Origin of the sequence: Collinsella sp. LCP21S3_D3, from assembly GCF_052118305.1 — a bacterium.
Classification (GTDB): Bacteria; Actinomycetota; Coriobacteriia; order Coriobacteriales; family Coriobacteriaceae; genus Collinsella.
On the sequence record NZ_JBQKHK010000005.1, the window covers coordinates 15,139 to 34,931 of the forward strand.

Below are 19,793 nucleotides of genomic sequence, written 5' to 3' on the forward strand. Positions count from 1 at the left end.
CCTACACCTTCTCGGGTACGTACTTGCCCAAGAGGCCGGCAGGCTTGACGAGCAGGACGATGATCAAAACGCCAAAGACGATGGAGTTGGCAAGGCTCGTGGAAATGTAAGCCTGCGCCATCGCCTCGATGATGCCGATGAGAATGCCGCCGACAAAGGCACCGGGGATGGAGCCGATGCCGCCGAAAACGGCAGCGTCGAAGGCCTTGATGCCAGGCATGGCGCCCGTGGTGGGCTGCAGAACCGGCGAGTAGGAGCACAGGAGCACACCGGCGATGGCGGCAAGGGCGGAGCCGATGGCGAACGTCATCGAGATGGTGCGGTTGACGTTGATGCCCATGAGCTGAGCAGCGGCCTTGTCCTCGGACACGGCGCGCATGGCCTTGCCCATCTTGGTCTTACCTGTAAAGATCATCAGACCGGCCATGATAACCAGGCAGGCGACGATGGTGACGAGCGAGACGGCACTTACGTTGAACTTGGCCAAGAACTCCGGCACCGGGAAGGTGACGAGCGAAGTGAAGTTCTTGGGCGTGGCGCCCCACAGAAGCTGCGCGGCATTCTGCAGGAAGTAGGACACACCGATGGCCGTGATCAGAACGGCCAGCGGGCCTGCTTGGCGCAGCGGCCTATAGGCCAGACCCTCAATGAGAACACCGAGAACCGTGCAGACCACACAAGAGAGAACTACAGATGCCCAGCCCGGGAGGCCGAGATACGACGTGGCGCAGAACGAGACATAGGCACCGACCATGATGACATCGCCGTGAGCGAAGTTGAGCATCTTGGCGATACCGTAGACCATGGTGTAGCCCAACGCGATGATGGCGTAGACGCTGCCCATGGACAGGCCGTTGACCAGGTATTGGATAAAGACCGTCATGTTCCACATCCCCCTTTCGAATAGGTTTCCAGTTGATGTATGAAACAGGGACGTTACGTTGTCCCCAGATACCAAGCAAGCAGGGAAGGCGAAAACCTCCCCTGCTTGGGATCAAAACCGCTCTATGTAAGGCGGCCTATTAGGCCAGTACGTACTTGCCGTCGGTGATGACATACGCCGTAGGATCCTTCTGGACCTGGCCCTTGTCGTTCCAGGAGAGCTTGCCGGTCAGACCGTCAACGGTAATCTTGAGCATAGCCTTGGGCAGCTTCTCGGCGACCTCGGTCGGGTCGGCGTCGACACCAAGACCGGCCTCCTTGAGGGCCTCGGCCACCGCGTGCACGCCGTCGTAGGCATCGGCGGCAAACTGGTCGGGGGTATCGCCGTACTTATCCTTGTAAGCGTTGACGAAGTCGGCGTTCTTCTCGTCGTCGGCGGAGAACGGGGTCATGAGCAGCAGACCCTCGGCAAGAGAGGTGTCGAAGCCCTCGACGCCCAGGATGCCGTCCATGCCGTCGCAGCCCATCATCTTGACGTCGTAGCCCATGTCCTTGGCGTTCTTGAGCAGGACGGACGCCGGCGTGTAGTAGATCGGCGCAAAGATCATGGTGGCGCCGGCCTGCTTGGCCTTGGTCAGCTGGTTGGTAAAGCTCGTAGCGGAGTCGTCCTTAAAGGTCTCCTCGTCAACAATCTCGAGCTTAGACTCAGCGGCCTGAGCCTTAAAGGAATCTGCAATGCCCGAAGAATAAGCGTCGCCGGAGTTATAGAACAGCACGAACTTCTCGTCCGCATACTTCTCTGCCAGGAACTTGGCAGCGTTGACGCCCTGGTTGGGGTCGGTAAAGCAAACCTGGAAGACGCAATCCTTTCCGTCGGTGACGTCCTCGGAGGACGCGGACGGGGTGATCATGAATGTCTTGGGGTCGTTGCTGCACTCTGCGGCAACGGCAACCGACGCACCCGTGGTGGTCGGGCCGACGAGGGCCTGCATGCCCCAGTCGAGCAGGTTATTAAAGGCGTTGACGGCCTTCTCGCCGTCGGCCTGGTCGTCCTCGGCCTTGCTGGCAAGCGGCAGCTCCTTAGTGGAGAAGTCCTTGCAGCCAAGCTCGACGCCCTGGGTAACGGACTTGCCGTAAGACGCGGCGGCACCGGTCAGCGGGCCAATGGTGCCGATCTTAAACGAAGCGTCGCTCGAAGCGGAACCGCTGTCGCCGCCGTTGGAGGAGCAGCCAGCTAGAATGGACATCGCCCCCAGACCTGCTGCGCTCGCGATAACGCTCCTGCGATTCATAACAGGGTTCAATGACTTACCGGTGAGGCTCGACATGCGGCTCTCCTCTCAAATCTCGTCGGGTTTCGGTTACCCGACAGGCCATCCTCCGCCGTCTTCGGCGTTCGCAAAATAGTAGACGCTTTAGTTGAGAAAAGTGGCGATTATTTCAACTTTTCTTTTGCCTTGTCCATTTATCCATAATTATGCGTATTTTTGTCGGTTTATACAGTTTAGAGATTTTATTGTGTGAAAGTAATGTTTCCGTTTTGTTACAAGCTTTCCTGCCCTGAATAACATGGCCCCACCGGTCTCGTTATATGCACTTAGGCGGCGATGTACTTGCCGTCCTGAATCACATAGGCCGTAGCGGGCTTCTCGACTTGGCCCTCGTCGTTCCACGTGAGCTCGCCTGTCAGGCCCTCAATCTTGATCTTGCGCATAGCCTTGGCAAGGTCGCCGGCAATGTCGGCGCCGTCGACCGTAATGTCGATGTCCGCCTCATCGATTGCCTCGACAATCGCGTGGATGCAGTCATAAGCATCGGCGGCAAACTGGTTGGGCGTCTCGTTGTAGGCGTCCTTATATGCCTTGACGAAGTCGGCGTTCTTCTCATCGTCGGCAGAGAACGGGGTCATGAGCAGCACGCCCTCGGCAAGAGAGGTGTCGAAGCCCTCAACGGAGAGCAGGCCGTCCATGCCGTCGGTGCCCATGAGGGTCATTTCGTAGCCCATGTCCTTGGCGTTCTTGAGCAGGACGGACGCCGGCGTGTAATAGATCGGGGCAAAGATAAGCGTGGCGCCGGCCTCCTTGGCCTTGGTGAGCTGGTTGGTAAAGCTCGTGGAAGAGTCGTCCTTAAAGGTCTCGGTATCGACGATATCGAGCTTGGACGCCTTGGCCTGCTCGGCAAAAGCGTCGGCAACGCCCGAGCTATACGTATCGCCGGAGTTGTAGAACAGGGCGATCTTGGCGTCTGCATACTTCTCGGCCAGGAACTTCGCGGCGCTGGCGCCCATGGTGGGATCGGTGAAGCAAACCTGAAAGACCGTGGTCTTATCCTTGGTGACGTCGAGCGACGAGGCCGAAGGCGTGACCATGAGCATATCGTCGGCGATCTCGCCCGAGACGGCGACGGCGGCACCAGTCGTGACGGGGCCGACGAGCGCCTGCATGCCCCAGTCGCACAAGGTATTGAAGGCGTTGATGGCCTTCTCGCCGTCGGCGACGTCATCCTCGGACTTAAGCGAGAGTTTGAGATCCTTGGTCGAGAAATCCTTGGCGGCGAGCTTGGCACCCTTCTCGGCCGAAACGCCATAGGTTGCCGCGGCGCCGGTCAGAGGGCCGATGACACCGACCTTGAAGGTCTTACCGTCATCGGCGGAGCCGCCGTCCGAGCCACCCGACGAGCAACCAGCGAGTGCGGCAGCGCTGCCGAGCGCCGCGGCGCCGGCGAGAAAGTTCCTACGGCTGAGCGTGCTGTTGATGTTGAACATGGTGTCCCCCTTTTTCGCTGGCCGCGGTGCGGCCGTCTTGCGGTACGGGGCAAACCTTATGGCGCAAACGTTGACAGTTTGTTACGGAAGTTCGTTTGTAGCGAGCATGTTTCCAATGTTTCCGCAGCGTTTCGGGGGTGCCGTTTTGTGCGACTCCTGTTGCCTGGCGAGCGCGCGCTCTCGGTTCACGCTAGAATGCACTCAACATTACTTGATCAATCAATCTATAAGATGCACGAAGGAGCTATCTATGAGCGAACCCCTGCGCACCGTGAACGTCGGTCTGATCGGTCTGGGAACCGTCGGCGGCGGCGTGGCCCGTCTGATCAAGAGCCACCACGATGAGTACCTGGCCGCCTACGGCATCGACCTTAAGCTGACCCGCGCCTGCGCGCTTGCCTGGGAGCAGGCCGAGGCAGCCGGTATTGAGCGCGAGGCCTTTACGAGTGACTGGCACGACGTCGTTACCGACCCCGCCGTCGATATCGTCGTCGAGCTGATCGGCGGCGAGCATCCCGCGACCGAGATCTTCACCACCGCCTTTGAGCACGGCAAGCACGTCGTCTCTGCCAACAAGGCCCTGTTGGGCCGCCACGTCGAGACGCTTGCCGAGAAGGCGCGCGCGTGCGGCGTGCAGATTAAGTGCGAGGCCAGCTGCGGCGGCGGCATCCCCATCGTGAGCACGCTCGAGCACGACCTGGTGGGCAACAAGATCCTGACCATCGCCGGCATCCTCAACGGCACCACCAACTACATCCTGTCGCGCATGGACGCCGAGGGCGCCGATTACGCCGACGTGCTTGCCGACGCGCAGGCCAAGGGCTATGCCGAGGCCGACCCGTCCGCCGACGTCGACGGCTTCGACGCCGCCAGCAAGACGGCGATTCTCGCCTCCATCGGCTTTGGCACCCGCGTGACCACCGACGATGTGTACCAGCAGGGTATCCGTACCATCGGTGCCGAGGACATCGCCCAGGCCCGCGAGCTCGGCTACACCATTAAGCTGCTCGGCATCGCCCGCAACACCGACGCCGGCGTCGACGTCCGCGTGCATCCCACGCTGATCCCCGCCGACCACATGCTCGCCAAGGTCAACGGCGCCATGAACGCCGTCTACGTGGTGGGTGACGCCGTGGGCGAGACCATGTTCTACGGCGCGGGCGCAGGCTCCTTCCCCACCGCGAGTGCTGTCGTGGGCGATATCCTGTCGCTCTCCGAGCAGATCAGCCGCGGCGTGGCTCCGCTGCCCGAGATTGAGCCCTATGGCCACAACCTCGCCTTTAAGCCCATGGACGAGCTCCAGACCAAGTACTATGTGCGCCTGAAGGTCGCCGACCGCGTGGGTGCCCTGTCCGAGACGGTCGATATCTTTGCCAAGCACAACATCTCGATCTCGCTCATCAACCAGGTCGAGGACGGCAAGTCGGGCGTCAGCGATGCCTGCTCGGTCATCTTCCTGACGCACCGCGCGCTCGAGAAGGACGTCCAGGCTGCCGCCGCCGAGCTTGCCAGCGTCGACTGCGTGGCCGAGGTCGCCAACGTCCTGCGCATCGAGAACGTCGAGGCCTGGACCGAAGGCGTCATGGCCAACTAACCCAACGCTCGCCTAGCAATACGCGCTTTGAGGGCTCCCGTCCGATGTGGGACGGGAGCCCTTTTGCCTCCTGCCCTAAGCACAACGGCAGAGCACATTTGCGCGAGCCGCTCATCGGTAACGCACGCTACCGTTCACCGATATGCAAACGCGGTCGATTCCGGCTACCGCTACGCTGGCTGAGAATGTCCGCCCGCGATGAGAGGAAGCACTATGTTGCTCGAGGGCAAGAAAGCAATCGTCACCGGAGGCACGCGCGGTATCGGCTATGCCATCGCCTGCCGTTTTATCGAAGAGGGCGCCGCAGTCACCGTCTTTGGCTCGCGCCAGGAGACTGCCGACGCGGCCGTTGAGAAGCTGGCGGCCGCCTATCCCGACGCCAAGGTCTGGGGCCGCTCCTGCGACCTCACCTCACTCGAGGCCGTGACCGAGGCTTTTACCCAGGCTGCAACCGACATGGGCGGCTTGGACACGGTCGTCAACAACGCCGGCATCTCCCAGCGCTCGCCGCTTTTGGACTACACGGCCGAGGAGTTCGCCAAAGTCATGGACCTCAACGTCGTCGCCGTCTTTAACGGTCACCAGGCGGCCGCCAAGATTATGACCGAGGCCGGCCACGGCGGCACCATCACCACCACGAGCTCGATGGTCGCCAAGTACGGTCAGCCCTCCGGCGTCGGTTACCCCACGTCCAAGTTTGCCGTCAACGGCATGGTCCAGTCGCTCTCGCGCGAGCTCGCCCCCATGGGCATTCGCGTCAATGCCGTCGCACCCGGCGTAACCAAGACCGATATGGTCGCCAACCTGCCCGAAGAGGTCATCAAGCCCATCATCGCCACCATTCCGCTGGGTCGCATGGGCGAGCCCGAGGATGTCGCCAACGCCTTTGTTTTCCTGGCGAGCGACATGTCCTCCTACGTCACGGGCGCCGTGCTCCCCGTCGACGGAGCCGCCCGCTCCTAAAGGTCGCAAGCCACGACTTCGAACCTCAACGAGGCCCGACGCAAAAGGCGCGCTGCCTGCATCAACCGCAGGCAGCGCGCCTTCTTCTGTTTGTAAGGGAAACTGCGTCCCGGTATTTCAGCTCCGAACGGGACACAGCTTCCCTCAGGGCCATGTTTCGGAAAATGCGCCCCGTTTTGAACGCCAATTCTGGGACGCGCTTTCCGCAAGGCCTTTGATTCGGAAAGCGCATCCCATTTTGAACCTTCAGACTGGGACGCGCTTTCCGGCAGGAGTCCAAAGCGGAAACCGCATCCCACTCTGGGCGTCCATTCTGGGATGTGACTTCCCGATGGGGGCCGATGCGGAAACTGCGTCCCGTTTCGGGTCTTTAAAGCGGGACGCGGCTTCCCCTAGGGAAGCATCTCGTTATTTGCCATCGTCGTCCTGGGCTTCATCGCGTGCGTAGAGCTCCAGCATGCGGCGACGGTATTCGCGCACGGCGAGCTTGGCGCGCTCCAGGCGGCGGCGCTCACGCGGAGTCAGCTTGGACGGGTCGATCTCGTCGCCATAGGTCTTCTCAGCCAGCAAATGAGCGGCGTCCACGATGCGGGCATCGATGTGGCCGCTCGCCGCCTCGATCGAGAGGCGGTCAGCAATGGAATCAAGGGTAGGTATGCCGTCGAGCGAACGACCGTGACCATGCGAGGTCAGCAATTCGTGCTCGCGCGCGAGCAGGCTCGCTAGGTCGTGGTGAGCGCGCAGGATATCGAGTGCGTCGGCAGGGTGCTCGGCGACCTCCACCACGGCAGTGGCCGGCGCGGCATCGACCACGCGATAGAAGAGCTGCGCGAGCAGCGGCATCAAGAACACCGTGATGGCACCGGCGGCTACCATAACCGAGGCGACGTCTTGCGACAGAGCGCCTGCGTTGACGGCCACACTCGTCACGGCAACGATGATCGGCAGGGCCGTGGTGCAGTACAGGGCCACGGTAATGCGGCCATACGCCGAAACGTCACGTGTCGCGGGACAAATGCTCATAGAGACAAGGATCGGCACGGCGCGAATGATCAGCAACGCCGCGATAAAGCCCACGAGCAGACCCGGGCGCGACGCCACGGCCGTCAGGTCAATCTTTGCGCCCGACACGGTAAAGAACACCGGAATCAAAAAGCCATAGGCCAGGCCATCGAGCTTGGTCTCGAGCGTATGGTTGCCCTCGAGGATGATATAGCGCAGGACAAAGCCAGCGGCAAAAGAGCCCAACACGATGTCGAGGTCAAAGATGGCGGAAAATGCCACGAGTGTGACCAGGATGAGCACCGTCAGGCGCACGAATGTCTGCGACGTCGTGTCGGCCCGTTCCTCGACAAACGCAAAGAAGCGGCTGCCAACGCGCTTGGAGCGGCTCGGAACCACGGCCAACAGCACACAGACCAGTGCAAACAAGCCAAGGATCACGAGCGTCTGGATACCAGTACGAGCGGAGAGCAGCACCGACATGGCAAGCACGGGACCGAGCTCTCCCCACGTGCCATAGGCAAGGATGGAGTCGCCCACGCGCGTGCCGGTCAGCGAACGCTCACGCATGATGGGCACGAGCGTGCCGAGCGCCGTCGAAGTGAGCGCCAGCGTCACGGCGATACCGTCGAAATGGCTGACCGAGAACCACGGGGTAAAGCGCACGGCAAGCCAGGCGATGCCAAACGTGACGACCCACGTCGCCATACCGTAGCGTCCCTCGACGCCCGTGATGTTCTTGGGGTCGATCTCAAAGCCGGCAAGCAGGAACAAAAAGGCCAGACCGAGCTCGGACACAAGCGATACCTCGGCATCTACATGGATGACGCCGAGCATGTGAGGTCCCAGCACCGCGCCGAACACGAGCAAAAAAACCGTCTCGGGAACGGGCTTTCCGGGAATCGCCGATGCGATAAAGGGGCTTGCGAAAGCCACAAGCGCGATGATGGCGAGCGAAACGAATGCCATGTGATGCCTTTCTCTTGTTTGCGCTTCACTGTAGCACCCTCGCCGTCCTCAATACGCCATGAGCTGTCGTATCATAGTGACGTTTACAAACATGTGGCTCAAGGCGACCGCGAGGCTTGTCCCGCAAACCGACCGCTGCCGCATACCGCACCGTACGCCCAACCGATCAGGAAGGCAGGAACCAATGGTCTCTCGTATTTACGTGGAGAAGAAACCCGGGTTCGACGTCGAGGCTCAGCAGCTCAAGGGCGAGCTGACCGAAATTCTCGGCATCAAGGGCATCGAGGCCCTGAGGATCATCAACCGCTACGACGTCGAGGGCATCGACGAGGAGCTTTTCCGCTCCTGCGTGCCGACCGTCTTTAGCGAGCCCCAGGTCGATGTGACCTACGACGAACTCCCCGCAAGCGATGGCGCCGTCTTTGCCGTCGAATTCCTGCCTGGCCAGTTTGACCAGCGCGCCGACTCCGCCAGCGAGTGCGTGCAGCTCATCAGCCAGGGCGAGCGCCCCGCCGTGCGCTCCGCCAAGGTCTATATGATCTCGGGCGCTCTGGACGAAGCCGCCATCGAGGCGATCAAGCACTACGTGGTGAATCCCGTCGAGGCCCGCATCGCCTCGCTCGACCTACCCGAGACGCTGTACATGGAGACCCCCGAGCCCCAGCCCGTCGAGGTGCTCGACGGCTTCCGCGAACTCGACGAGGCCGGCCTTGCCGCCTTTATCTCCGAGCGCGGCCTTGCCATGGACGAGGCGGACATCGCCTTCTGCCAGCAGTACTTCCGCGATGAGGACCGCGACCCCACCATCACCGAGATCCGCGTGATCGACACCTATTGGTCCGACCACTGCCGCCACACCACCTTCGGTACCGTCCTGGACGACGTGACAATCGATGACGCCGTGGTACAGCAGGCCTTCGACCGCTATATGGAGATGCGCCACGAGCTCGGTCGCGACGCCAAGCCCGTCTGCCTCATGGACATGGGCACCATCGGTGCCAAGTACCTTAAGAAGACCGGCGTCATGACCGATGTCGACGAGTCCGAGGAGATCAACGCCTGCACCGTCAAGGTGAAGGTCGATGTCGACGGCGAGGACCAGGACTGGCTGTTCCTGTTTAAGAACGAGACCCACAACCACCCGACCGAGATCGAGCCCTTCGGCGGTGCCGCCACCTGCGTGGGCGGCGCCATCCGCGACCCGCTCTCTGGCCGCAGCTATGTGTACCAGGCCATGCGCGTCACCGGCGCCGGCGACCCCACCGTCCCGGTCTCCGAGACGCTCGAGGGCAAGCTGCCGCAGCGCAAGCTCGTGACCACCGCTGCCGCCGGCTACTCCAGCTACGGCAACCAGATCGGCCTTGCCACCGGTCAGGTCAACGAACTCTATCACCCCGGCTACGTGGCCAAGCGCATGGAGGTCGGCGCCGTCGTGGGCGCCACCCCGGCAAACCACGTGCGTCGCGAGTGCCCCGCCCCCACCGACAAGATCATCCTGCTGGGCGGTCGCACCGGCCGTGACGGCATCGGCGGCGCCACCGGCTCCTCCAAGACCCAGAATACCGATTCCATCGAAACCTCGGGTGCCGAGGTCCAGAAGGGCAACGCCCCGGTCGAGCGCAAGCTGCAGCGTCTGTTCCGCCGCGGCGACGCCTGCCGCCTGATCAAGCGCTGCAACGACTTTGGCGCCGGCGGCGTCTCGGTCGCCGTGGGCGAGCTTGCCGACGGCCTGTATGTCGACCTGGACACCGTGACCAAGAAGTACGACGGCCTGGACGGAACCGAGCTCGCTATCTCCGAGTCCCAGGAGCGCATGGCCTGCGCCGTCGCCGACGGTGACGTCGAGGAGTTCATGGGTTATGCCGCCGAGGAGAACCTGGAGGCGACCGTCATCGCCGAGGTTACCGCCGAGCCGCGCATGCGTATGGCCTGGAACGGCGTCGCCATCGTCGATCTGTCCCGCGAGTTCCTCAACTCCAACGGCGCACCCAAGCACCAGGTCGCCCACGTGTGTGCCCGTAGCGTGTGGCAACCCAGCTGGGCCGGCACCACGCTTGCCGAGCGCATGACCTCGCTTGTCACCGATCTCAACGTCGCCTCCAACAAGGGCCTTTCCGAGCGCTTCGACTCCACCATCGGTGCCGCTACCGTGCTCATGCCCTTTGGCGGCAAGACGCAGCTCACCCCGAGCTCTGCCATGGTCGCCAAGTTCCCCGTGGACGGCGAGACCACCACGGCGAGCGCTATGGCATGGGGCTTCAACCCCTACCTGATGGAGGCCGACCAGTTTGCAGGCGCCTACCTGTCCGTGGTCGAGTCCATCGCCAAGCTCGTTGCCGCCGGCTTTGAGCACAAGCGCGCCTACCTCTCCTTCCAGGAGTACTTTGAGCGCCTGCGCACCGAGCCCGAACGTTGGGGCAAGCCCATGGCAGCCGTCCTGGGCGCCCTTATGGCCCAGGTCGACCTGGGTGCCGGCGCCATCGGCGGCAAGGATTCCATGAGCGGCTCGTTTGAGGACGAGGCCGGCGAGCTCAACGTTCCGCCGACCCTGATCAGCTTCGCTGTCGCCGTGGGCCGTGCCGCCCGCGCCGTCTCCCCCGAGTTTAAGGGCCTCACGCACCGCGTCGTTCGCATTGCCCCCGCCACCTATGGCGAGGACTACCGCCCCGATGCCCAGCAGCTGCTCGCCGCGTTTGACGCCGTCGAGGCGCTCACCGCTACCGGCGACGCCCTGGCCGTCTCCACGCCCGGCTACGGCTGCGGCGCCGAGAGCCTCTTTAAGATGTGCGTCGGCAACCAGATCGGTATCGAGCTTGCCGAAGATGTGGACGTGGAGAGCCTCTTCACCCCGCTCTACGGCAGCTTTATCGTCGAGCTCGCCGAGGACGCCGAGCTGCCCGAGGTCGCCGACGGCGTTGTCGTCGAGCCCCTGGGTACCACCGTCGAGGGCTATGTCATCGACACCGGCTCCGAAGTCATCGAGCTCGCCGAGCTCCAGGAGGCCTGGGAGAGCGGTATCGAGGGCGTCTTCGCCTACCGCAGCGCCGGCGAGACCCCCGAGGTCGAGGCCATCGACTTCCGCGCCAAGGATATCCACGTGTACGGCGGCGCCAAGATCGCCCGCCCGCGCGTGATCATCCCTGTGTTCCCCGGCAACAACTGCGAGTACGATAGCGCCCGCGCCTTCCGCGCCGCCGGCGCCGAGGCCGACACCTTCGTGATCAACAACCTCACGCCCGAGGCCGTCGCCGAGAGCACCCACGAGCTCGCCCGCCGCATCCGTGCAAGCCAGATCGTCATGATTCCCGGCGGCTTCTCGGGCGGCGACGAGCCCGACGGCTCCGCCAAGTTCATCACGGCGTTCTTCCGCGCTCCCGAGGTCACCGAGGCAGTCCGCGACCTGCTCAAGGCCCGCGACGGCCTGATGCTGGGCATCTGCAACGGCTTCCAGGCCCTGATCAAGCTCGGCCTGGTGCCCTACGGCGACATCGTCGACGCCACGCCCGATGCGCCCACGCTGACGTTCAACACCATCGGTCGCCATCAGAGCCGTCTGGTGCGCACCCGCATCTCGTCCAACCTGTCCCCGTGGCTGTCGCAGTGCAGTCTGGACGACCCCTACACCGTCGCCATCAGCCACGGCGAGGGCCGCTTTGTCGCCAACGATGAAGTTCTCGCCCAGCTGATCGCCAACGGCCAGGTCGCCACGCAGTACGTGGGCGAGGATGGCAAGCCCAGCATGGATCTCTCCGTCAACCCCAACGGCTCCGCGCTCGCCATCGAGGGCATCACGAGCCCCGACGGCCGCGTCCTGGGCAAGATGGGCCATGCCGAGCGTCGCGGCGACAACCTGTACCGCAACGTGCCCGAGCATGTCCCCGGCGATAAGTTCATGCCGATCTTTGAGAGCGGCGTAGCCTACTTCGCTTAAATACGTTCCCATCGGGTACAATCCCCTCGGGTAACAACACCCGCCACCGGCACACCCGGTGGCGGGTTCTTTTTTACTTCGCGCATACAGGAAGGACATCATGGAAAGCCGCAAGCCGTATCTCGCCACCCTGCCCGGACTCATCCTGGGCTGCCTCGTCTGCTGCGCACTCTGGGGGTCGGCTTTCCCCTGCATCAAGATCGGCTATGAGCTCTTTGGCATCCCCGCGCACGATAGCGCCTCGCAACTGCTCTTTGCGGGCTTGCGCTTCACGCTTGCCGGCGCCCTGGTTATCGTTGGGATGAGCGCGGCCCAGCGCTGCCCACTCGTTCCACAGGCTCGCGACATTAAGCCCATCTGCATCCTGTCGCTCTTCCAGACTATCGGGCAGTACTTCTTTTTCTACCTGGGACTCTCGCGCGCCAGCGCCATGTCGAGTTCCATCATCGAGGCCAGCGCCAACTTCCTCGCCATCCTCTTTGCCGCTCTGGCGTTTCGCACCGAAAAGCTCGATGCGACCAAGGTACTCGGCTGCGTACTGGGCTTTGCCGGCGTCGCATTCGTCAACCTTTCGGGTGCGGACGGCACCTTTGGCTTTACACTCGACGGCGAGGGATTTATCTTGGCTTCCACTATTGCGGGCGCCCTGTCGACCTGCCTCATTGGCATCTTCTCGCGCGAGCATGACGGCGTCTTGCTCGCCGGCTGGCAGTTTTTGGTCGGCGGTTTGGTCCTTACCGCCATCGGGTCTTTGATGGGCGGCGCGCTATTCCCCACCGAAATCGCCCCCGCCATCGCGCTCATCATTTATATGGCGCTCATTTCCGCCGTCGCGTACTCGCTGTGGTCCCGCCTACTCGCCGTCAACCCCGTTAGCCGCGTTTCGGTCTTTGGCTTTATGAACCCGGTCTTTGGCGTGCTGTTGAGCGCGTTGTTGCTCGGAGAGGGTGCTGGCACGAGCCCCGTTACCGTAATTGTGGCCCTGCTCTTGGTCTGCAGTGGCATCATCATTGTCAACAAACCTAAAAAGGCCTAACAAACCACCCCGTTTTGAAAAGGGCAGCTCTCACTTTAGCTTAATGGAGTACACTGTATCTCGTTGATTTCGTACCGAGTCGCGGCGGCAGACGCCGTCTTGCCGTAACGCGCCGGCGACATCGAGGGGATACAGATGCATAAGAAACTGGTTATGGGAAACCAGGCCTTTGCGTATGCCGCGCTTGCGGCGGGCGTTCGCGTGGTCGCCGGTTACCCGGGCACGCCGTCGACGGAACTTGTCGAGACAGTTGCCAAACTCAAGGCCCAAGGTAGTGCCGAGGGTGTCCACGTCGAGTGGTCGACCAACGAAAAAGCCGCGCTCGAGGTGCTGGCAGGCGCATCGTATGCAGGAGCGCGCTGCCTTTTTACCTGCAAACAAGTCGGACTAAACGTTGCCTCCGACCCGCTCATGAGCCTCAACTACGTGGGCATCAAGGGCGGTCTGGTGCTGTTTGTTGCCGATGATCCCGGCCCCATCTCCTCTCAAACCGAGCAGGATACGCGCCGCTTTGCCGCATTTGCGAAGATCCCCGTGCTCGATCCGCAAAATCTGGAGCAGGGTTACGCGATGATGCAAGAGGCATTTGAAATCTCGGAGCGCTACCATACGCCCGTTATCGTGCGCCCCACCACCCGCGTATGTCACGCCTCAACCTATTTGGAGGTACCCGAGCATACCGTCGCACATCCCGCTGGCACCTTTGAGAAGGATCCCAAATGGGTTATCTTCCCGCGCCGTTCGTTTACCGCCCATGGCGAGGTTAACGAGCGCCTGCCGCAGATTGCAGACGCCTACTCCAGCGGCAAGACTGCAGACGCGTTTAACCCCATCGAAAACCATGGCGATGCCACGCCGCGCCTGGTGAGCTGCCGCGCTCCGAGAAAAAGACGAGGCGCATCTTCGACAGCCGATACTAGTCCCCGAAAGCGCAGAAGGGGCGCACGACCATCGCAACGGTCGTGCGCCCCTTTTTTCTAGCGTATCTGGACGCCGACTTTCTTCTTCTCGCGCTTTACGCGGTAGAGCTCCGCGTCGGCAGCACGGAGCAAGTCTTGCCAGGTATCGACGCCATCACCAACCCGTGCGTAGCCGATGGACATCCGCAACAGATACGGAACCTCAGCGCGCGCGAGCTCGTCGTTGATTGCCGCGCACAGATGCAAGATATCCTGCTCCGCTATCGCCTTTTGAAGCACCACGAACTCATCGCCGCCATAACGCGCGATAAAGCTACCAGACGCCGAGCAGACTTCTTTGAGCGCAGCGGATATGACCTGAAGAGCGTGGTCGCCCTCCACATGTCCATAGCGGTCGTTAATCTGCTTAAAGCCGTCGGCGTCCATCACAAGCAGATACACGTCTTTGGCCTGATCCACATTTGAGAAGAGCGACAGTATATAGATCTCAAAACGGTTGCGATTGTTGAGGCCAGTCAACGGGTCGGTCGAGATAAGCTGCTCCTGGAAGACAATGTAGAGCAGCAATATGCTAATCATTATGCCGACACAAAGGCCGGGCAACGAGTATACAACCTGAAAGGTACCGCCCACCAGGGCCGGAATGGCGAAAAATGCCAAGGTTCGATAGATGGTCTTCGTCTGCAGGCTCTCGACCCTGCGAGATTGCACAAACGCATGTAGGGACGTATGTATAACGTAACAGTAGCTGACAATGGGCTGGATCATATAAGCAAAGCCGCGACTATACACGCCCTGCGAATCGATATAGAACAGGGCGTGCGTCCAGTAACTGGTAAACGCCAGCACGACCACCAGAACCGTAGGCGACGCTACAAGCACCACCCTATAGCGCGAGGCCAAAAGGCGAGAACCCTGCACCGTCTCGGAATAGATAAACCAAGTGAGACACACGATGGCAAAGAGCGAAAACGAAACCGCGTTGGAAATCCAGTTGACAGCAATGCCCAACGCGCCGTCCACACCATCCAATAGCACCCAGATCATATCGAATAATATGTACGCGGCAGAGGTGTAGCCAAGCATGCTAAACAATAGCTGCTGGGTGCTCGAGAACAAGGAGCGACGACTCCGCACGGCAAGCCCGATAAGAACAATCATGCTTAGCAGGAATATCTCAATCTTGAGCGCCTTAACCACCAGGCCCATCTCCCCATCATCAAACCGACAGCGCTTCTCCGAGCCGCACGCATCACCATAACTCCCCCAATACAGAGGGGAATGAGGGAATAATACCAGAGCGCCCGGGCGCTCTCACGGCGCGAGTTGCACGCCAGCATCATTGATGGGCGCCGATGGCTACTCGCCATCGATGTCGGCCGCGACGGCTTCCTCGATGGCCTCGACACCGGCGGGCGACAGGTCTTCCTTGCCCTGGCAGAACTTCTTATCGACCCAACCGGTCAGAATCGGAGCCATGATTGCCGTGATGATGACGGCGGTGGCGATCTGAGCGTATGCGGTGGGCGCAAGATCGGCATAGCGCGGCGCGACCTCGGCAAGAGCAACCGGCGTGGTCATAGCCGTGCCGGCGATGGTGGAACAAGCCACGGCGGCTTTGCCGTTACCGCCGCACAGGCGCTCGAACGCAAAGGTGATGGGACCGACGACAAACAACGTGACAAGGCCCAGCAAGATGCCGGAAATGCCGCCGGTGATAAAGCTCGACAGGCTCATAGACGCACCGAGCTGAAATCCGATGACGGCGATCGCAGGATTGGTGCCGGGAACCAGCAGGTTCTTGATGAACGGGAAGAGGTTGCCCAAAACCATGCCAATCACGAGCGGCAGGATGGAACCGATGATGGTGCCAACGGGAATGTTGGCAAGACCAGAGACACCAAGAATGATCATGGTAACCGCAGGGCCCGCCGTGAAGAACAGGATGCCCACGGCGCCCTGCTCGGACTCGTCGCCAAACTCGCCCATGATGCCCGTGTAGAGCGCCATGTTGCAAAACGTAATGCCGCCGATGATGGAAACCGAGCTCAGGCCCAAAAAGTTGTCATTAAAGAAATACGCAACGCTCAAGCCCAGCACGGCTGCCACCACAAGCTTAGGAATCAGTACGACGATGCCGGTCTTGATGGCACCCGGTGTGGACTTAAAGCTGATGCCGGCACCCACAAACAACAGGATCGCGGCGACGATGGTATTGGAACCGCCGCGGCAGGCGGCGGTAAAGAAGCCACCGATCTCGAAGACCTGCGGGCAGAAGGTATTGAGCAAAAGGCCGACGATCATCGGGTAGATCATGATGTCACCCGGAATGCGCGGTACTTTGAATTTCTTTTGCTCGTTGGCGATCGCTTCCTGTGCCATGAAACCCCCATTTCCGCCGACGCAGAACAAAAGCCCACGTCATGCTTTGCTACAGTAAAGTTTGACCATGGTACCAGAAGAAGCAGACCGGCTCGGTGAGAAATCCGATTCGTTGGGCCCGGACGGCAAACGCACCCCACTCCTATACGAGGCTCAAAACGATATAGAGCCCGATACCCGAGACGCAGCACCACAACATCGACTTTGTCTTGATTGCCACCGCAACGACGCCGACAGCCGCTGCGAAAAGAGCAGGCAAATAAAGAGCGATGTGCAGACAAAACCCGCAATAGCGGTGGGGACATCGACAACGGCGCACCTATCGCAACATAGGCAAGCATCACCGGCCAGACGGTTTTAACGATTTTGAGCACCGTAGCGTTCCTCGTCCCGACAAGCTTTCCGAGCCGCATTCGACGACATGGCAGAATCATCGCCCGGCGGCAACCGAGTTCACCTACAATTGCCACCGGATCGAAAGACACAGAAAGACACAGCTTTTTAGGAAGTCGTTATGACAGCTATCGATCGAACGGGGGCAATCGCGGCCTTCAGGACCTACACCGATGCCTACGATGCCGCCAATCCGCGTATCGCGCTCAAAATCGAGCATACGTACCACGTTGCCGAGGCATGTAATGCCGTGGCACGCGAGCAGGGCTGGTCACCGCAGGACATTGACCTGGCGTGGCTTTGTGGGCTGTTGCACGATATGGGCCGCTTTGAGCAGCTGCGACGCTGGGACACGTTTAAGGATGCCGAGAGCATGAGCCATGCGAAGTTGGGCCTCGAGGTCCTTTTTGGCAAAAACCCTGCAGACGCGCCCGCGGCAACAAGTATCCGCGACTTTATCGACAGCCCGGCAGAAGACGAGCTCATCCGCGCGAGCATCGCCTATCACAGTGACTTTCGCCTGCCGGCACAACTCGACGAGCGTACACGGTGCTTCTGCGATATCGTGCGCGATGGCGACAAAATCGACATTATGCGCACCATCGCCGACAGCACCGTCGACACCATCCTCAAGGTGGATGAGGACGCATTTCTCGCCAGCCACTTCTCGGCGCCGACGTTGGCCGCCTTTGACGAGCACCGCTGCGTCGCACGTGATGAACGCGACGAGCCCGCGGACTACCTGGTAGGACTCATCTGCTTTATGTTTGAGCTCGTCTATCCGGCGAGCCGCGCGCTGGCGCGCGAGCAGGGCGATATCTACCGCCTGCTCGACGCGCCCTTTGGTATTACGCAGCCCTTTACCGACCCCGCCACACAGGCAACCTGGAGCCGTCTTAGGGAAGAGATGCGCGACTGGCTGGCGCGCGCCTAGCGCTCAAGCTGGGCTAGCAGCTCCTCGACGACCTCGACGGCATCACCGACAACCTTGTACTGGGCAGCACCAAAGATGGGGGCATCCGGGTCCTCGTTGATGGCGATAATGCATTCCGCCCCACCGATGCCGGCAAGATGCTGGATGGCGCCCGAAACACCGATACTCACAAGAATCTTGGGCGAAACCGATACGCCCGTCTGGCCAATCTGATGGCGATACTCCAACCAGCCGGCCTCCACGACGGGTCGCGTGCAGCCAAGCTCGGCTCCCAAAGCCTCGGCGAGCCTTCGCATCAGCGGCAGGTTTTTCTTGGAACCAATGCCGCGACCTACCACGACCAGGCGCTCGGCATCGGCGATTGAAGCCTGCTGTCCCCACTCCTCGGCGGGAATCGAGATCTCGACACGAGCCTTAGCATCATCCGCAAGTGCTATCTGGGTGATCGTGCCGGAGCGGCCGTAGTCAAAGTCGGGCGCCTTAAAGATGCCGGGGCGCACCGTTGCCATCTGGGGACGATGATTGGGGCAGACGATGGTGGCCATCAGGTTGCCGCCAAACGCCGGACGCGTCTGTTGCAGCAGCCCCGTCTCCGTATCCATCGAAAGCACGGTACAGTCAGCCGTAAGGCCCGTCTGCAAACGCACGGCAACGCCGGGTGCCAGTTCGCGGCCAAAGGCGGTCGCTCCGTACAGAATGGCCTCGGGCTTGCGCTCTGCCACCAAATCGCAGATGAGGCGAGCGTAGACCTCCACATCGTTCTGGCGCAGACGCTCGTCGCGACAGATCAGGACCTCGTCCGCACCGGCGCAAACCAGATGCTCCAGGTCGCCGAGAGAACCCTCGGGGCCCATGCCGACCAGCGCCACCAGGCGACAGCCGCGTGCATCGGCAAGCTCGCGGCCCTTGCCCATGAGCTCGAAGGCAACGGGAGCCACCGTATCGTGCTCGTCGGTCTGCGCGAATACCCAAATGTCTCGATATGCATCGAGGTCAACCGCGCCGGCGGCCTCGTCGCGCTCGATCGAAATAGCATTGACGGGGCAAGCGTCGACGCACCCGCCGCATAGGATGCAGCCGTCGGTTACGCGGGCGCAACGGTTGGGCCGCTCGCCTTCCACTACGATGCCGCCCGAGGCACAGGCGCGAACGCAGCGACCACAGCCGATACAGGCTTCGCTATCGATAATCAGTCCGCTCATCATCTATGCCATCCCCTCGATAATCTTGGCAAGTTTCGCCGCCTGCTCGGACGCCGTTCCGTCAACGGCCTCGCACGTTTGGTCGCGGTCGGGCACAAACGATCGCACGACCTGTGTCGGCGAGCCGGCAAGACCGCAGCGCGCGGGGTCGGCGTTCACGTCGGCAGCGTTGACCACGCGCACGTCCGCCTCCTCGGCCGCACGAATACCGGCGATACTCGGCATACGCAGTTGGCCAATCTCCTTGGCAGTCGTCATCGCGCACGGCATCTCAAGATAGACCGTCTCCTCGCCGGCATCGCAGCCGTGAACAAGCGCCAGTGAACCACAGGTCGTAAAGCCCGCACTCTGCACGCAGCTCACGTCGGTCACGCAGGGAATCTCGAAGGCACCGGCAAGCTCGGGACCAATCTGGGCCGTATCGCCGTCCACCGCCATCTTGCCGCAGATGAGCAGGTCGAAGTCCTCGTCGAGCGCCTCGATGCCACACTTGAGGGCATAGGTGGTTGCCAGGGTATCGGCACCTGCAAAGGCGCGATCGGTTAGCAGCAGTGCGTCATCGGCGCCTCGGGCGATGCAGTCGCGCAATAGCGATTCAGTCGCGGGGATGCCCATCGACACCACCGTTACGCGCACGTCCATGCCAAAGCCGATAAAGTCGTCTTTCAGCGCCAGCGCGCATTCCAAAGCGCTCGCGTCAAAGGGATTAATGACCGCCTGCTTGCCATCGCGCACGATGGTATTGGTCTTGGGGTCCATCTTGACCTCGGTGCTGCCCGGCACCGCCTTGACGCACACCACCATATGGAAATCGCTCATCT

Annotated in this window: 14 protein-coding genes; 6 read left to right on the top strand and 8 right to left on the bottom strand. The window is 61.5% G+C overall.

Annotated elements, in window-relative coordinates:
- Position 1: 1 nt before the first annotated feature.
- The 3 genes from ACTQ1S_RS03330 to ACTQ1S_RS03340 form a co-directional block, all read right to left on the bottom strand.
- Complete coding sequence (locus ACTQ1S_RS03330; RefSeq protein WP_154517188.1) at positions 2–883, bottom strand: branched-chain amino acid ABC transporter permease; 882 nt, start codon at positions 881–883, stop codon at positions 2–4.
- Between the two features lie 139 nt (positions 884–1,022).
- Positions 1,023–2,210 (bottom strand): ABC transporter substrate-binding protein, encoded by a 1,188-nt coding sequence (locus ACTQ1S_RS03335; protein WP_427719715.1) that lies wholly within the window; start codon positions 2,208–2,210, stop codon positions 1,023–1,025.
- 269 nt (positions 2,211–2,479) lie between these two features.
- The gene (locus ACTQ1S_RS03340) at positions 2,480–3,646 is read right to left on the bottom strand and encodes an ABC transporter substrate-binding protein (protein WP_441547065.1); all 1,167 of its coding nucleotides are present in this window, start codon (positions 3,644–3,646) and stop codon (positions 2,480–2,482) included.
- A gap of 250 nt (positions 3,647–3,896) precedes the next feature.
- On the opposite strand from ACTQ1S_RS03340, the gene ACTQ1S_RS03345 reads away from it, so the two are divergent.
- Entirely contained in the window at positions 3,897–5,240 is a 1,344-nt protein-coding gene (locus tag ACTQ1S_RS03345) for a homoserine dehydrogenase (RefSeq protein ID WP_427729157.1), read from the top strand.
- A 213-nt stretch (positions 5,241–5,453) separates the two neighbouring features.
- Positions 5,454–6,203, top strand: coding sequence for an SDR family NAD(P)-dependent oxidoreductase (locus ACTQ1S_RS03350; protein WP_441033393.1), 750 nt, complete (start codon positions 5,454–5,456; stop codon positions 6,201–6,203).
- A 408-nt stretch (positions 6,204–6,611) separates the two neighbouring features.
- Here the strand turns inward: ACTQ1S_RS03350 and ACTQ1S_RS03355 are convergent, their stop codons facing one another.
- Positions 6,612–8,174 (bottom strand): cation:proton antiporter domain-containing protein, encoded by a 1,563-nt coding sequence (locus ACTQ1S_RS03355; protein ID WP_441547066.1) that lies wholly within the window; start codon positions 8,172–8,174, stop codon positions 6,612–6,614.
- Positions 8,175–8,358: 184 nt separating this feature from the next.
- Between ACTQ1S_RS03355 and ACTQ1S_RS03360 the strand changes: the two genes are divergently transcribed.
- From ACTQ1S_RS03360 to ACTQ1S_RS03370, 3 genes are all read left to right on the top strand, one after another.
- Positions 8,359–12,105 (top strand): phosphoribosylformylglycinamidine synthase, encoded by a 3,747-nt coding sequence (locus tag ACTQ1S_RS03360; RefSeq protein ID WP_427747911.1) that lies wholly within the window; start codon positions 8,359–8,361, stop codon positions 12,103–12,105.
- A 100-nt stretch (positions 12,106–12,205) separates the two neighbouring features.
- Positions 12,206–13,141: a DMT family transporter gene (locus ACTQ1S_RS03365; RefSeq protein WP_441068751.1), complete on the top strand. Its 936-nt coding sequence runs from the start codon at positions 12,206–12,208 to the stop codon at positions 13,139–13,141.
- Positions 13,142–13,276: 135 nt separating this feature from the next.
- Positions 13,277–14,122, top strand: coding sequence for a hypothetical protein (locus ACTQ1S_RS03370; RefSeq protein WP_441547067.1), 846 nt, complete (start codon positions 13,277–13,279; stop codon positions 14,120–14,122).
- On the opposite strand, the gene ACTQ1S_RS03375 is transcribed toward ACTQ1S_RS03370, so the two are convergent.
- Both ACTQ1S_RS03375 and ACTQ1S_RS03380 read right to left on the bottom strand, forming a co-directional pair.
- Positions 14,119–15,270 (bottom strand): diguanylate cyclase domain-containing protein, encoded by a 1,152-nt coding sequence (locus ACTQ1S_RS03375; RefSeq protein ID WP_441547068.1) that lies wholly within the window; start codon positions 15,268–15,270, stop codon positions 14,119–14,121. The genes ACTQ1S_RS03370 and ACTQ1S_RS03375 overlap by 4 nt on opposite strands.
- A gap of 150 nt (positions 15,271–15,420) precedes the next feature.
- A complete protein-coding gene (locus ACTQ1S_RS03380; protein ID WP_427794188.1) occupies positions 15,421–16,443 on the bottom strand; it encodes a 2-keto-3-deoxygluconate permease in 1,023 nt (340 codons plus the stop codon).
- 514 nt (positions 16,444–16,957) lie between these two features.
- On the opposite strand from ACTQ1S_RS03380, the gene ACTQ1S_RS03385 reads away from it, so the two are divergent.
- Positions 16,958–17,770: an HD domain-containing protein gene (locus tag ACTQ1S_RS03385; RefSeq protein WP_441547069.1), complete on the top strand. Its 813-nt coding sequence runs from the start codon at positions 16,958–16,960 to the stop codon at positions 17,768–17,770.
- On the opposite strand, the gene ACTQ1S_RS03390 is transcribed toward ACTQ1S_RS03385, so the two are convergent.
- Positions 17,767–18,975 carry an FAD-binding protein gene (locus tag ACTQ1S_RS03390; RefSeq protein ID WP_441547070.1) on the bottom strand — a complete coding sequence of 403 codons (1,209 nt, stop codon included), beginning with the start codon at positions 18,973–18,975 and terminating at the stop codon, positions 17,767–17,769. The genes ACTQ1S_RS03385 and ACTQ1S_RS03390 overlap by 4 nt on opposite strands.
- The gene (locus ACTQ1S_RS03395; protein ID WP_154517150.1) at positions 18,976–19,791 is read right to left on the bottom strand and encodes an electron transfer flavoprotein subunit beta/FixA family protein; all 816 of its coding nucleotides are present in this window, start codon (positions 19,789–19,791) and stop codon (positions 18,976–18,978) included.
- Positions 19,792–19,793: the final 2 nt, after the last annotated feature.

Excerpts from the sequence above, each read along its gene's own strand:
- ACTQ1S_RS03330 (WP_154517188.1), bottom strand. The coding sequence starts at position 883 with ATGACGGTCTTTATCCAATACCTGGTCAACGGCCTGTCCATGGGCAGC.
- ACTQ1S_RS03335 (WP_427719715.1), bottom strand. The coding sequence starts at position 2,210 with ATGTCGAGCCTCACCGGTAAGTCATTGAACCCTGTTATGAATCGCAGG.
- ACTQ1S_RS03340 (WP_441547065.1), bottom strand. The coding sequence starts at position 3,646 with ATGTTCAACATCAACAGCACGCTCAGCCGTAGGAACTTTCTCGCCGGC.
- ACTQ1S_RS03345 (WP_427729157.1), top strand. The coding sequence starts at position 3,897 with ATGAGCGAACCCCTGCGCACCGTGAACGTCGGTCTGATCGGTCTGGGA.
- ACTQ1S_RS03350 (WP_441033393.1), top strand. The coding sequence starts at position 5,454 with ATGTTGCTCGAGGGCAAGAAAGCAATCGTCACCGGAGGCACGCGCGGT.
- ACTQ1S_RS03355 (WP_441547066.1), bottom strand. The coding sequence starts at position 8,174 with ATGGCATTCGTTTCGCTCGCCATCATCGCGCTTGTGGCTTTCGCAAGC.
- ACTQ1S_RS03360 (WP_427747911.1), top strand. The coding sequence starts at position 8,359 with ATGGTCTCTCGTATTTACGTGGAGAAGAAACCCGGGTTCGACGTCGAG.
- ACTQ1S_RS03365 (WP_441068751.1), top strand. The coding sequence starts at position 12,206 with ATGGAAAGCCGCAAGCCGTATCTCGCCACCCTGCCCGGACTCATCCTG.
- ACTQ1S_RS03370 (WP_441547067.1), top strand. The coding sequence starts at position 13,277 with ATGCATAAGAAACTGGTTATGGGAAACCAGGCCTTTGCGTATGCCGCG.
- ACTQ1S_RS03375 (WP_441547068.1), bottom strand. The coding sequence starts at position 15,270 with ATGGGCCTGGTGGTTAAGGCGCTCAAGATTGAGATATTCCTGCTAAGC.
- ACTQ1S_RS03380 (WP_427794188.1), bottom strand. The coding sequence starts at position 16,443 with ATGGCACAGGAAGCGATCGCCAACGAGCAAAAGAAATTCAAAGTACCG.
- ACTQ1S_RS03385 (WP_441547069.1), top strand. The coding sequence starts at position 16,958 with ATGACAGCTATCGATCGAACGGGGGCAATCGCGGCCTTCAGGACCTAC.
- ACTQ1S_RS03390 (WP_441547070.1), bottom strand. The coding sequence starts at position 18,975 with ATGATGAGCGGACTGATTATCGATAGCGAAGCCTGTATCGGCTGTGGT.
- ACTQ1S_RS03395 (WP_154517150.1), bottom strand. The coding sequence starts at position 19,791 with ATGAGCGATTTCCATATGGTGGTGTGCGTCAAGGCGGTGCCGGGCAGC.